This window comes from Agrococcus sp. AC640b (assembly GCF_979255995.1).
In genome coordinates this window covers 14,011-27,398 of sequence record NZ_CEEDMM010000020.1, presented here as the reverse complement: position 1 = coordinate 27,398, position 13,388 = coordinate 14,011, and the positions used below count along the sequence as shown (strand labels likewise).

Annotated in this window: 14 protein-coding genes; 6 read left to right on the top strand and 8 right to left on the bottom strand. The window is 72.3% G+C overall.

Annotated elements, in window-relative coordinates:
* From ACZ6H8_RS08765 to ACZ6H8_RS08740, 6 genes are all read left to right on the top strand, one after another.
* On the top strand, positions 1 to 1,509 hold a 1,509-nt coding region (locus ACZ6H8_RS08765; RefSeq protein WP_464146388.1), incomplete at its 5' end, for a M14 family zinc carboxypeptidase.
* Positions 1,506 to 2,429, top strand: a complete 924-nt coding sequence (locus ACZ6H8_RS08760; RefSeq protein ID WP_464146387.1) for an ABC transporter permease — start codon at positions 1,506 to 1,508, stop codon at positions 2,427 to 2,429. The genes ACZ6H8_RS08765 and ACZ6H8_RS08760, both read left to right, overlap by 4 nt.
* On the top strand, positions 2,426 to 3,319 hold the full coding sequence (locus ACZ6H8_RS08755) for an ABC transporter permease (protein ID WP_464146386.1): 894 nt from the start codon (positions 2,426 to 2,428) through the stop codon (positions 3,317 to 3,319). Before ACZ6H8_RS08760 ends, ACZ6H8_RS08755 begins: the two co-directional genes overlap by 4 nt.
* Positions 3,316 to 4,833, top strand: a complete 1,518-nt coding sequence (locus ACZ6H8_RS08750) for a serine hydrolase domain-containing protein (protein ID WP_464146385.1) — start codon at positions 3,316 to 3,318, stop codon at positions 4,831 to 4,833. Before ACZ6H8_RS08755 ends, ACZ6H8_RS08750 begins: the two co-directional genes overlap by 4 nt.
* On the top strand, positions 4,830 to 5,420 hold the full coding sequence (locus tag ACZ6H8_RS08745; RefSeq protein WP_464146384.1) for a GbsR/MarR family transcriptional regulator: 591 nt from the start codon (positions 4,830 to 4,832) through the stop codon (positions 5,418 to 5,420). The genes ACZ6H8_RS08750 and ACZ6H8_RS08745 overlap by 4 nt, the downstream gene beginning before the upstream one ends.
* The gene (locus tag ACZ6H8_RS08740) at positions 5,417 to 7,030 is read left to right on the top strand and encodes an ABC transporter ATP-binding protein (RefSeq protein ID WP_464146383.1); all 1,614 of its coding nucleotides are present in this window, start codon (positions 5,417 to 5,419) and stop codon (positions 7,028 to 7,030) included. The genes ACZ6H8_RS08745 and ACZ6H8_RS08740 overlap by 4 nt, the downstream gene beginning before the upstream one ends.
* 136 nt (positions 7,031 to 7,166) lie before the next feature.
* On the opposite strand, the gene ACZ6H8_RS08735 is transcribed toward ACZ6H8_RS08740, so the two are convergent.
* The 8 genes from ACZ6H8_RS08735 to ACZ6H8_RS08700 form a co-directional block, all read right to left on the bottom strand.
* Positions 7,167 to 7,343 (bottom strand): hypothetical protein, encoded by a 177-nt coding sequence (locus tag ACZ6H8_RS08735; RefSeq protein ID WP_464146382.1) that lies wholly within the window; start codon positions 7,341 to 7,343, stop codon positions 7,167 to 7,169.
* Between the two features lie 131 nt (positions 7,344 to 7,474).
* Entirely contained in the window at positions 7,475 to 8,104 is a 630-nt protein-coding gene (locus tag ACZ6H8_RS08730; RefSeq protein ID WP_464146381.1) for a hypothetical protein, read from the bottom strand.
* A 237-nt stretch (positions 8,105 to 8,341) separates the two neighbouring features.
* Entirely contained in the window at positions 8,342 to 8,776 is a 435-nt protein-coding gene (locus tag ACZ6H8_RS08725) for a hypothetical protein (RefSeq protein ID WP_464146380.1), read from the bottom strand.
* Positions 8,761 to 8,886: a hypothetical protein gene (locus tag ACZ6H8_RS08720; protein WP_464146379.1), complete on the bottom strand. Its 126-nt coding sequence runs from the start codon at positions 8,884 to 8,886 to the stop codon at positions 8,761 to 8,763. Before ACZ6H8_RS08720 ends, ACZ6H8_RS08725 begins: the two co-directional genes overlap by 16 nt.
* 261 nt (positions 8,887 to 9,147) lie before the next feature.
* A complete protein-coding gene (locus ACZ6H8_RS08715) occupies positions 9,148 to 9,852 on the bottom strand; it encodes a hypothetical protein (RefSeq protein WP_464146378.1) in 705 nt (234 codons plus the stop codon).
* A gap of 163 nt (positions 9,853 to 10,015) precedes the next feature.
* A complete protein-coding gene (locus ACZ6H8_RS08710; RefSeq protein WP_464146377.1) occupies positions 10,016 to 11,404 on the bottom strand; it encodes a hypothetical protein in 1,389 nt (462 codons plus the stop codon).
* Entirely contained in the window at positions 11,401 to 12,495 is a 1,095-nt protein-coding gene (locus ACZ6H8_RS08705; RefSeq protein WP_464146376.1) for an NAD-dependent epimerase/dehydratase family protein, read from the bottom strand. The genes ACZ6H8_RS08710 and ACZ6H8_RS08705 overlap by 4 nt, the downstream gene beginning before the upstream one ends.
* Entirely contained in the window at positions 12,492 to 13,367 is an 876-nt protein-coding gene (locus ACZ6H8_RS08700; RefSeq protein ID WP_464146648.1) for an MTAP family purine nucleoside phosphorylase, read from the bottom strand. The genes ACZ6H8_RS08705 and ACZ6H8_RS08700 overlap by 4 nt, the downstream gene beginning before the upstream one ends.
* Positions 13,368 to 13,388: the final 21 nt, after the last annotated feature.

Sequence of the window (13,388 nt, the reverse complement as noted above, 5' to 3'; positions counted from 1 at the left end):
CTGGTGGGCCGCCCCGCCGGACCCCGCAGGCAGCAGGGCCGCAGCGCACAGCCGCAGCCCGCCGCACCACAGGAGAGCACCGACGTGACCGACACCGCCACCACCGCAGCACCCGGCACCCTCGACGACGCCATCGCCAGGGCGAGGCGCGTCCGCGACGTGCACGACTTCCCCACCGTCGACGCCCTGCTGGCCGACTTCGAGAGCCTCGCCGCCGAGCACCCCGACCTGGTGCGCGCCCAGCGCATCGGCACCTCCAGGCTCGGCGAGCCCATCCACTCGTACGCGATCGGCTCCGGCCCGCGCCAGCTCGTGCTCGTCGGCGGCGTGCACCCCAACGAGCCCATCGGCTTCCGCACCCTCCAGCACCTCGCCCGTGAGCTCGTCGCCGACGCGGACCTCCGCGCGGCGCACGACGCCACCTGGCACCTCGTGCCGTGCATCGACCCCGACGGCACCCGCCTCAACGAGGGCTGGTTCGCGAACCCCGAGGATCGCGTGCACTACGCGCGCCGCTTCTACCGTCCCGCTCCCGACGAGCAGGTGGAGTGGTCGTTCCCGTTCGCGCACAAGGACGCCTGGTTCGACCGCGTCATGCCCGAGACGCAGGCGCTCATGCGCCTCATCGACGCCACGAGCCCCGACCTGCTCGTCGGCCTGCACAACGCCGAGCTCGGCGGCGTCTACTACTACGTCACGCGCCTCCTCGACGGGCTCGTGGATGCGCTGCACGCCATCCCCGCAGCGCTCGACCTGCCGCTCGACGCCGGCGAGCCCGAGGCCCCCGACCTCGAGCAGCTCGCGCAGGCCGTGTTCCGCTCGCCCCTGTCGCGCGAGCACTACGACTACCTCGAGGACCTCGGCCTCGACCCGGCGACGGAGGTCGGCGGGGGCGGATCGGCCGACTACATCGAGCGCCACGGCACGTTCGGCCTCGTCGCCGAGCTGCCGTACTGGTCGCACCCTGACGCGACCGACACCTCCGGCAGCGGCCGCGCCTACCGCGACGTCATCGCCGAGAAGGCCGCGGCCCTCACCGAGCTCGGCGCCGTGCTGCAGGCGGCGCTCGACGCCGCGCTGCCCGACCTGCCCGTCGAGACGCCGTTCCTGCGCGCCTCGCGCGCGTTCGTGCCCGCCATGGGGCACATCGGCACGTCGGAGGCCGCGCGCCTCGATCGCATCGACGACGGGCGGGAGGCGACGGTCGCGGAGGTGTTCTCGAACGTCGACGTCGTGCGCTGCTTCCGCCTGCGCTTCGGCGGCATCCTGCTGCGCGCGATCGACGCGGAGGTGCAGGCCGGCACGGCCCCTGCGGGGCTGCGGCGCGTGCGCGAGCGCCTCGCGAGCCAGTACGAGGCGTGGTGCGACGAGGCCGCGTCGCTCGAGGGCCTCACGGCGCTGCCGATCGCGAACCTCGTGGGCGTGCAGGTGGCCTCGACGCTCGCTGCGTCGTCGCTGCTGCTCGCCGCATCCCGCGCGGACGGCGCAGCCTCCGAGGGCACCGCATGATCCGCGCCGTCGGTGCGCGGCTGCTCGAGCTCGCCATCGTGTTCGTCGGCGTCACGTTCATCATCTACGCGATGGTGTTCTCGCTGCCAGGCGACCCGATCGCGGCGCTCGGCGGCGACCGACCGCTGCCCGACAACGTCGTGGCGCAGATCCGCGCGCAGTACCACCTCGACGACCCGCTGTGGCTGCAGTACCTGCGCTACCTCGGCAACCTCTTCACCGGCGACCTCGGCACGACCTTCCAGGGCGCGTCGGTCGCGGCGCGCATGGAGGCGCGCTGGCCCGTCACCATCACCCTCGCCCTCACGGCGTGGGCGATCGAGGTCGTCGTCGGCGTGACGCTCGGCCTCGTCGCCGGCCTGCGCAAGGGCACCCTGCTCGACCGCTCGCTGCTCGTCGGCACCATCCTCGCCACCTCGATCCCCGTGTTCGTCGTCGGCTCGGCAGCGCAGCTCATCTTCGGACTGCGACTGGGATGGTTCCCCATCGCAGGCACGGGCGACGGCTGGCCGACGTCGTACCTGCTGCCCGCGATCGTCATCGCACTGTTCGGCCTCGCCGCGACCGCACGCCTCACGCGCGGCTCCGTCATCGACACGATGCAGTCGGACTTCGTGCGCACCCTCGTCGCGAAGGGACTGCGTCGCCGCGACATCGTCGGCGTGCACGTCATGCGCAACTCCGTCGCGCCCGTGCTCACGTTCCTCGCGATCGACCTGGGATTCCTGCTCGGCGGCACCGTCGTCATCGAGGCGATCTTCAACCTGCCTGGCATCGGGCAGATGCTCTTCGAGGGCATCCGCACCCACGAGGGCCCGACGGTCGTGGGCGTCTCGACCGCGCTCATCCTGATCTTCCTCGCGACGAGCCTCGTCGTCGACCTCATCAACTCCGCTCTCGACCCGAGGATCCGCGCATGACCGGCGCCGTCGCCCCCGTCGACCTCCCCATCGCGACCATCGGGCAGCGCGGCGTGTGGGCGTCGCTGCGCAAGCGGCCCGTGTTCTGGATCTGCTCGGCCGTGCTGGCCCTCCTCGTCGTCGTCGCGCTGCTGCCCGGCGTCTTCGCAGGCCTCTTCGGCCAGCCCGACCCGCGCGCATGCCAGCTGGGCGACTCGGCGCAGCCGCCCAGCAGCACCCACGTGTTCGGCACCGACCTGCAGGGCTGCGACATCTACGCGAACGTCATCCACGGCACGAGCACGTCGATCTTCATCGGCGTGCTCACGACGGCGCTGTGCCTCGGCATCGCCGTCGTGCTCGGCACGATCGCAGGCTACGTCGGCGGCATCGTCGACCGCATCGTGTCGCGCCTCACCGACGTGTTCCTCGGATTCCCGTTCCTGCTGGGCGCGATCGTCGTGCTCAACAGCGTCGGCGACCGCTCGCCCGTCGTGCTCGCCCTCGTGCTCGCGTTCTTCTCGTGGCCGACGATGGCGCGCCTCGTGCGCGGCGCCGTCCGCGGCGTCAAGGGCACCGAGTACGTGCAGGCGGCGCAGGCGATGGCGATCCCCGACTCCCGCATCCTGCTGCGCCACGTCGTGCCGAACTCCATCGGCCCCGTCATGGCGATCGCGGCGACCATGGTCGGATCGGTGATCGTCGCCGAGTCGACGCTCACCTTCCTCGGCGTCGGCCTGCAGTCCCCCTCGATCTCGTGGGGCCTGCAGCTGTCGAACGCGCAGGCGTACTTCTCCTCCGCACCCCACATGCTGCTCTTCCCGAGCCTCTTCCTCTCCATCACGGTGCTCGCCCTCATCACCCTCGGCGACATCCTCCGCGACGCACTCGACCCGAAGGGACGACGATGACCCACACCGAGGACATGACCGCCACGACCACGCCCGACACGGCGGTCGAGACGACCGCCGACCACACCCCGAAGGGAGCCGCGAAGGCTGCGGCGATCCGGGATGCGCTCGCCTACGTCGAGCGCTGGGTCGCCTTCCAGGGCGAGCTGCTGGGCACGCCGGGCATCCAGGTCGCCGTGCGGCACAAGGGCGAGCTGCTGCTCGACCTGGCGTGGGGCGTCGCCGACGTCGAGACGCAGACGCCGCTCACGACCGACCATCTCTTCCGCATCGCGTCGCACTCGAAGACGTTCACGGCGACCGCGGCGATGCAGCTCGTCGAGGACGGCGCGCTGCGCCTCGACGACACGCTCGAGCAGTGGGTGCCGGCGCTGGCGGGCTCTGGCCTCGCCACCGTGACGGTGCGCGAGCTGCTCGGCCACCAGGCGGGCGTCATCCGCGACGGCTCCGACGCGAACTACTGGCAGCGCGGCGGTGGCGTCTTCCCCGACCGCGACGCGATCGTCGCGATGGCGCAGGCCGAGGGCGTCGTGTTCGAGACGAACGAGCACTTCAAGTACTCGAACATCGGCTACTCGCTGCTCGGCCTCGTCATCGAGGGCGCGTCGGGCATGTCGTACGCCGAGTTCGTCGCCGACCGCATCACGGGGCCGCTCGGCGTCACGAGCATGGGGCCCGAGTGGGTCGCGGAGCGCGACGGCGAGTTCGCCAGCGGCCACACGGGTCGCACGCGCGCGACCGACGCCCGGCACCGCATCCGCCACGTCGACACGGCGGCGATGGCGCCCGCGACGGGCTGGTTCGCGACCGCCGCCGACCTCACCGCATACGGCTCGGCGCACGCGTTCGGCGACGAGACGCTCGTGTCGGATGCGTCGAAGCGTCTGCTGCAGCGCCCCGAGTCGCCCGTGACCCACGCGGGCGTCACGCGCCACTACGGCCTGGGATTCGACGTCGAGACCATCGGCTCGCGCGAGGTCGTCGGCCACTCGGGCGGCTACCCCGGCCACATCACGCGCACGTGGATCGACCCGAAGGACGACCTCGTCGTCTCGGCGCTCACGAACGCGATCGACGGCCCCGCCGGCACGATCGCGACGGGCGTGCTGGCCATCGTCGACCTCGCGCTCGCGCTCGCCGAGGAGGTCGAGGCCGACCCGTCGGTCGCGGTGCCCGAGACGATCGCCGCCGAGCTGGAGGGGCGCTTCGCGAACCTGTGGAGCGTCGAGGACGTCGTGCCGCTCGGCGGCCGCCTCGTGATCCTGGCACCCAAGGCACCCGAGCCCGCCGGGTTCGTCGTGCGGCTGCGCGTGACCGACACGGCCGACTCGCTCGCGACCGACGAGGTCGCGGGGTTCTGGGCGACCGGCGAGCCGGCCGTCTTCGGTCGCGACGCATCCGGCGCCGTCGAGACGCTCACGACGAGCGGCATGACGAGCTGGCGCATCGACGTGTGGCGCGACGCGCTCGCGTCCGGCGACCTCGCCGGCGCGCTGCCTAGGGTGTCGTTGTGACCGACGCCGACACGACCGCCGCCTCCCCCTCCGACGCCGCAGACTCGACCGACTCCGAGTCGATCGATCCCCGCGAGCGCATGCCGATGGAGGTCGACGAGCGCATGCGCCGGTTCATCGAGGACTTCGCGTACGCGTGGGGCACGGCCGGCAACCCCCGCATGGACGGCCGCGTGCTCGCCCTGTTCATGGTCGTCGATGCCCCGCTGCTCTCGTCGGCGCGCATCGCGCATCTGCTGCACGCATCCGCGGGCGCGGTGTCGATGGCGACGCGGTCGCTGCTGAGCATCGGGTTCATCAAGCCCGTGTCGCTGCCCGGCGATCGCAGCCACTACTTCCGCGTCGAGGACGACGTGTGGGGCTCGTTCCTCGCCGGCGAGCGCGAGTCGCTGCGGCGCATCGAGTCGACGCTCGCCGAGGGCATCGCAGCGCTCGACCCGCAGGGCGACGGCCCGCGCACGCGGCTCGAGAACGCCCGCCGCTACTTCGCGTGGCTGCCAGGGCGGCACCGCGAGATCCTCGCCGACTGGCAGCGCTACCGCGACGAGGTCGACGCCGAGCACGGATCCGAGGAGGAGCACCGATGAGCGAGCCGCTGCTGCAGGTCGACGACCTGCGCGTGGAGTTCCGGGTCGGCGACGACGTCGTGCCCGCGGTGCGGGGCGCGTCGTTCACGCTGCACCGTGGCGAGGTGCTGGCGCTCGTGGGCGAGTCGGGCTCGGGCAAGTCGGTGTCGGCGCTGTCGCTCGTGGGGCTGCTGCCCGACACGGCGACGGTCACCGGCAGCGCGCGCCTCGGCGACGACGAGCTCATCGGCATGCCGGAGGGGCGGATGCGGCAGGTGCGCGGCGACCGCATCGCCGTCGTGTTCCAGGATCCGACGAACGCCCTCGACCCCGTCTTCACGATCGGGTTCCAGATCGGCGAGATGCTGCGCAGGCATCGCCCGTCGATGTCGCGCGCCGAGCGGCGCGAGCGCACGCTCGAGCTGCTGCGCATGGTGGAGCTGCCCGATCCCGAGCAGCGCATCCGCTCGTACCCGCACCAGCTCTCGGGCGGGCAGGCGCAGCGCGTGATGATCGCGATGGCGCTGTCGTGCGACCCCGAGCTGCTCATCGCCGACGAGCCGACGACCGCGCTCGACGTGACGGTGCAGCGAGAGGTGCTCGACGTCATGCGGCGGCTGCAGCAGCGCACGGGCACGTCGATCCTGCTCATCACGCACGACATGGGCGTCGTCGCCGACATGGCCGACCGCGTCGTCGTGCTGCGCCGCGGCATCGTGGAGGAGACGGCCGACGTGCAGGCGCTGTTCGACGCGCCGCAGGCGGCGTACACGCAGGAGCTGCTCGCGGCGGTGCCGCAGCTGGGCTCGCCCGCGCGCCCGGCGCCCGCCGCGTCGGAGCCGGTGCTCGCGATCCGCGACCTCGTCGTGGAGTACAAGGTGCGCCGCGGCGTCGTGCGCGCCGTCGACGGCGTCTCGCTCGAGATCGGCGAGGGCGAGATGCTGGCGCTCGTGGGCGAGTCGGGCTCCGGCAAGTCGACGATCGGCAAGAGCGTGCTGGGGCTCGCCCCGCTCACGGCGGGGTCGGTGACGATCGAGGGCGTCGACCTCGCGACGGCGTCGCGCAGGCAGGTGCGCGAGGTGAAGCGCCGCATCGGCGTCGTCTTCCAGAACCCGACGGCGGCGCTCGACCCGCGCGCGACGATCGGCGACTCGATCGCCGAGCCGCTCGCGGTGCACGAGCGCATGCGGGGGGCCGCGCTGCGCACGCGCGTCGGCGAGCTGCTCGAACGCGTCGAGCTGCCCGCGTCGTGGGCTGCCCGCTACCCGCACGAGCTCTCGGGCGGCCAGCGGCAGCGCGTCGCGATCGCGCGTGCGCTGTCGCTGCAGCCCACGTTGCTCATCGCCGACGAGCCGACGAGCGCGCTCGACGTGTCGGTGCAGGCGACCGTGCTCGAGCTGCTGCGCGAGCTGCAGCGCGACTTCCGCTTCGCGTGCCTGTTCGTGAGCCACGACCTCGCCGTCGTCGACGCGCTGTGCGACCGCGTCGCCGTGCTGCATCGCGGCGCGGTCGTCGAGCTCGGCGAGCGCCGCTCGGTGCTCACCGCCCCCGAGCACGACTACACGAGGCGACTGCTCGAGGCGGCGCCGCTGCCCGACCCGCGGGCGCAGCGGGCGAGGCGCGCGGCATAGGCCGCCGGTCGTGGTCGGGCGGCCGCGGCGACTCCCTCTGCCCGTGACGCGCCGCCGAACCCGCACGTGAGCGGGACCTCATCTGCACCATGCACCTGAGGCATCCCTCACGTGCAGGTTCGGCGGCCCGCTCGGGTCAGGGGGCGATGTCGGGCGCTGGCGCGGGTCGCGCGGAGTCGGCAGCGTGCCGCCGCAGCGCCGAGAGCACCGCGCCGCGGATCACGAGCCACTGCAGCGAGAGGCCGATCACGAGCGCCGGCAGCCAGATCGGGAGCAGGATCATGACGGTGTCGAATGGGGTCCTGCCCAGCATGCTTCCCGTGCCTTCCGTGTCGAGTGGTGACGATGAGGCCGATCCAAGCACGCACGACCGGCGAGGTGCCTGGGAGCCGCCGCAGCGGACGCGGACGGCGGCGCCGACAGGATGCGCGAGGACGCCAGGCCTCAGCCGCGCACGCCCTCGGCGGGCTCGCGCCGAGCGCGCGACGCCCGTCGCTCGGCGAGCAGCAGCAGCGCGACGCCCACGCCGAACGCCGCCATCGTCAGCACGCCGCGCGGCCAGAACACGTGCGAGGTCGTGAACGACGCCGAGGCGCCCAGCAGCACCGCGGTGCCCACGAGCGACGTCCATCCGACGCGGCGCATGAAGATCGCGCCGACGAGCGCGAACGCCACGAGCAGCGACCACGTGCCGACGTCGGCGAGCACGTTGCCCTCGAAGAACATCACGGAGTTCGCCTCGCCGATCTCGCCACCCATGCTGCGGTGCTCGGTGAGGGCGCCGGCACCGATGCCCGCGAGCACGTCGAGCCCCGTGTAGAACATGGCGTAGACGAAGGCGAGCGTGCGCGCGGCGATCGCGAGCCAGCGGTCGATGCCGCCGCGCACGCGGTGCAGCAGCGCCCACACGCTGAGCCCCAGCAGCGGGAACAGCGGCAGCATGATGACGTGCAGGTCGTGCCACCATCCGGCCGTCTCGTCGGTGAGGTGCGCGGGATGCGTCGCCCCTGCGATCGTGAGCGCCACCGGCCCGACGAGGGCGGCGACGACGCGCAGCACGGGCCTGGAGGTCATGCCCCAGTGTGGCACCGCCGCATCCTCGTGCGGCAGGTGGCGCAGGGAAGGGCAGGTCACTGTCCTCCTCGAGATTGACCTGCACGTCGATGAATTCGATCTCGACCATGTCGGGTGCGTGCTCAAGGAGACGAGCCACGCTTCCACCGACCAGAGTCGATAGATCGTCAGGCGGCGCGGGCGTACACGCGGTGGCGGTGGCCAAGAGCCACCGCCACCGCAACGCGAGTCCGGCGTCTAGTTCGGAACACGGGTCCAGTCGTCTCCGCAGTCCAGGGCTCCGAGGAACTCGCCGCTCTCCGCTCTGCTGCGCACCTCAGCGGAGAGGAGGTCGTCAGGTATGAGCGCTGCCTGCAGCTCGGTCACCACATCGCCTTCTTCTGATTCAGGTGCGCAGATCGCGACGACGACCCATCCAGCACGATCGCCAACGATCACGTCGCTCTCGGGGTCGATCATCCGCTGCACGTCCTGATAGACGGCATCGACCCGAACGTTGCCCGCGTCGTCGGTGCTGGGTATCTCCAGCGCCGGTGCGAAGAGGTACGCATCGAGCGAGCGATCCAGAGTTGGCGCGGGCGGTGCGCTCCCTGCACATCCAGAGAGGCTCACAGAGACGGCCGCCAGCGAGAGCGCAGTCGCGATGACCCGCAGCGTCAGGCGATCCTGCACGACACCTCGGTTGGGTTGAAGGCGTACATGGTCCCGCTCGTCTGCGGGCTACCGATGGGGAAGTCGCCAGCGCCGTCATTGCCGTAGTACGGCGAGCGGATCTTCTTCATCGCGGTCCTCGTCCCTCTCGTGACGGCCTCGTCGCCGTCAGTTGGTCGCGACGGTATGTGTCCTCGATACACGCGTCAAGAAAGATGAGACATCTCTCAGTTGTCTGTCAGCCTGAGCTGCCGCGACGCCGACTGATCTCGAGCATGGAGTTCACGCCAGCGCACGCTGACCCGTCGATCGCCGACATCACGCCTTCGGCCGCGCACGACGAAGGGCCCGCCGCACCGTGAGGTGCGACGGGCCCTGCGTGCTGAGTGGGATTACTCGGCGGGTGCTGCCGTGATCTGCGCGATGCCGACCAGCAGGCCGACCTCGCGGCCACCGACGACCGCGTCGGTGCCGAACGTGTCGTTCAGCAGACCGGCTGCGTCCTCGGAGACGTAGACCTCGGTGCCCTCGAGGATGGCCTCGCCGTTCGGGCCCTCCTGCAGCGGGTTCAGCGTCGAGCCGTTGAGCTCGAAGATGAGGATGTCCTGGCCGACCTCGGTGCCGTTGGCCGTGACGGTGCCGAACAGCTCCGACGTGCCCGGGTCGATCCGGAAGTCGGTCAGCTCGACGACGGTCTCACCAGCGGTGAGCGAGATGCCCGAGCCGTCGTGCTCGACGGAGCCCTGGACGTAGGGGCGGTAGCCGAGGTCCGGGTCCCAGTACTCGACGTTGCCGCCGGTGATCGGGAAGGCGAGGACGCCATCGGTCAGCGTCGCGCCACCGAGCACGCCCGGGGTCAGGCCGAGGCCGGTGATGGCGTCGAGGAAGCCCTGGTCGAGCGTGACCTGCGTGTCGACGCCGCCCAGCTCGTCGATGACGGCCGTGGGGTCGGGAACCTCGTTGGAGCTCTCCGACGACGTCGCGGGGGCCGACGACTCGTCGGTCTCCTCGGCGGGCGTCGAGCAGGCTGCCATCGAGAGGGCGAGTGCGCCGGCGGCGAGGACGCCGATGGTGCTCTTGCCGATCGTGCTGTTCATGATCTTCATGAGAGTCCTTCCTTCTGCGTTCCTCGTGGAGCGAGTTCCGCGTCGTGACCAGGGTTCGCAACCACCCCCGGGAGCGGATGGGGTGGATTCCAGTCGTGACCGTTTCGTGACAATCGGGCCTCGAATCCACCGCCCGTTCGCGGCGCCGCCGGCGTCACCACTGCGAGAAGACGATGTGCTGCATGAGCAGCGCCGTGCCCAGCTGCAGCGCCCACGCAGGCAGGCGCAGCCTCGCGGGCAGCAGCGCCGTGCCCAGCAGCACCCACGGCACGAAGGGCAGCCAGATGCGCTCCACCTCGGCCTTGCTCATGCCGGAGAGGTCGGCGGCGAGCACCATGCCGATGCCTGCGATCGTGAGCACGACGAGGACGCCGAGCGGACCCGCCTCGCGGATGGCGCGCAGCCGGGAGACCACGAGGGCGACCGCGGCGCCCGCGACGGGGCCGGCGCTGAAGCCGAAGACGGCGAGGTTCGCCCACACCCAGTACTCGTAGGGCCGGTCGCTCGCGATGCCCGCGTAGTAGCGCTCCACGAGCACCGGGTACGCCTCCCACCATGCGAAGCCGTTCGCCCAGAACGCGACGACGACGGCGAGGGCACCGCCGATCGCCCACGGCAGCGGCCGCCACGCGCGCGCGACGACGAGCACCGCCACCGCGAGCAGGCCCAGCAGCAGCAGGCCGTAGGAGAGGAAGACGCACCAGCCGTACAGCAGCCCGGAGGCGATCGCGAGCGCAGCGCGCACCCACCACCGCGTCGCCGTCGCCGCTGCGGCGAGCAGCACCGTCGCCCACGCGGCGACGGCAGCGAACAGCGCGTCGCCCGAGACCGCCATCCAGATCGCTGCGGGACCGGCGACGAGGAACGGCGCGGCGAGGCGCGCGTACCGCTCGGCGCCGAGGATGCGCATCGTCGTCATGACGGCGACGGGCACGGAGGCGGCGAGCACCATCACGACGATGCCGGCGGCGCCGCCGGAGCCGAGCCCGATGCGGTCGAGGAAGACGAACGTCAGCAGCGCACCCGGCGGATGCCCTGCGACGTGCACCTGCCACTGCCCGTCGGATCCCATGGGGATGCGGGAGATGAACTCGCGCAGCATCGCGCCGACGTCGTCGATCTGCCGCGCCGTCTGCAGGTACTCGATGTCGGCGTCGAGCACGTCGGCGATGCCCGCCCATCCGTCGACGAGCGCGAGCGACAGCATCCACACGAACGCGGCGGCGGCGCTCGCGAGCATGAGCCACCGCCACGACCACGTGCGCGCGACCCGCTCGCCAACGAGCAGCAGCACGATCGCCGACGCGATCGCGAGCGGCGTGCCCGGGCCCGTGCGCGGCATCCACGTCGCGTGCAGCGGCGGGTAGTTGCGCGAGCGCACGTCCCAGTCGAACTCCTTCACGAGCACGTGCGCGAGCACCATGATCGTGATCGTCACGGCGATGCCGCCGAGCGCGAGCGTGGCAGGATGCCGCAGCACCGCGAGCGCGCGCCCCCCGCGCGTGCGCCCCGCGGGGGTCTCGGCAGGGGGCGCCGGCGTCATCGCTCGGCTCCGCCCTGCGTCGCAGGCGGCCGCTGCGGCGCGTGCGCGAACTCCTCCATGCCCTCGACGAACCCGACGGCGGCGCGCCAGCCGAGCTCGTCGGCGGCGCGCTGCGACGACGCGGTGACGTGGCGCACGTCGCCGAGGCGGTAGTCGCCGGTGACGATCGGCGCAGGACCCCCGAAGGCCTCCGCGAGCGCCGAGGCCATCTCGCCGATCGTGTGCACCGTGCCGCTGCCGACGTTGAACGCGCGCACCGCGTCGGTGCCCGCGCTCGCCGTCCAGTCGGCCGCGGCCAGGTTCGCGTCGGCGACGTCGCGCACGTGCACGAAGTCGCGCCGCTGCCCGCCGTCCTCGAACACGCGCGGCGCCTCGCCGCGCTCGAGGGAGGAGCGGAAGATGGAGGCGACGCCCGCGTACGGCGTGCCCATGGGCATGTGGGGTCCGTAGACGTTGTGGAACCGCAGCAGCGCGGCCGCGCCGTCGCCGCCGCGCGCCCACGCTGCCGCGAGGTGCTCCTGCGCGAGCTTCGACGCCGCGTAGACGTTGCGCGGGTCGCTCGGCGCGGACTCGTCGACGAGCAGCGGCTCGACCGGCTCACCCGTGCGCGGCGAGACGGGCTCGAACCTGCCGGCCTCGAGATCGTCGACGAGGCGCGGCGGCACCGCGATGGGTCCCTCGGCGTCGCGGTAGGCGCCCTCGCCGTAGACGACCATCGACGAGGCGACGACGAGCCTGCGCACGCCAGCGACCCGCATGGCCTGCAGCAGCGTCGCCGTGGCGGTGACGTTGCTCGTGACGTAGTCGGCGGCGTCGGCGAAGTCGACGCCGAGCCCCACCTTCGCGGCGAGGTGGCAGACCACGTCGACTCCGTCGAGGGCCTCCGCGACCGCCCGCTCGTCGGCGAGGTCGGCGACGACGAGCTCGAGCCCGTCCTGCGCGGGCACCCGCATGGTGCCGTCGCCGTGCACGTCGGCGCGCAGCGAGTCGATGACGCGCACCCGCCAGCCGCGCGCGAGCGCCGCCTCGACGACGTGGCTGCCGATGAACCCGGCGCCGCCGGTGACGAGCACCGTGGTCGCGTCGCTCATGCCGACCCCACGGGTGCGAGGGCGAGCACGGCGTCGACGTGCTCGCGAGCGATGCCGTTCGACACGACGACGTCGGCGGGGATCGCGGCGACGATCGCCGCGATCGCCGCGACGATGCGCGGCTGCGCGGCGCTCAGGCGCTCGAACACGCGGGAGGCGTCGACGGCGTCCTCGTCGTCGACCGCGGAGGCGACGCCGGCATCCGTGTCGGTGACGAACGAGAGGTTGACGTAGCCGAGGCCGAGCTCGGCGGCGAGCGCAGCCTCGGGGTACTGCGTCATGTTCACGATGTCGCCGCCGAGCGACGCGTACCAGCGCGACTCGGCGCGCGTCGAGAACCGAGGCCCGTCGATGACGACGGTCGTCGCAGGGCTCACGACCTGCTCGCCGGCGCCTTCGAGCGCGTCGAGCGCGACGCGCACGAGCTGCGGCGTGTACGGGTCGGCGAAGGTGAGGTGCTCGACGACGCCGCCACCGAAGTACGTGTCGCGCCGCACGGCGCCGAGCCCGCCCTCGCCTCGGATGCGCGTCTGGTCGATGAGCTGGTCGGGCACGACGAGGCTGCCGGGCGCGAGGTCCTGGCGCAGGCCGCCGACGGCCGTCGAGGAGACGATCGCCCGCACCCCCAGGCTCGCGAGCGCCCACACGTTGGCCTTCGAGGGGATCTCGTGCGGCGCCACCGAATGGCCGCGGCCGTGGCGGGCGACGAACGCGACGGGCGTGCCGTGCAGCTCGCCCACCGTGATCGGTCCCGACGTCGGCCCGAACGGCGTCGCGACGTCGAGCTCCTCGCCCTCGCCATCTGCGAGGAGGCGCTGCAGCCCCGATCCCCCGATCACGCCGATCCTCGGCTCGATCCCACTCGTCGTCATCACGCTGCCCACCTTCGTCGA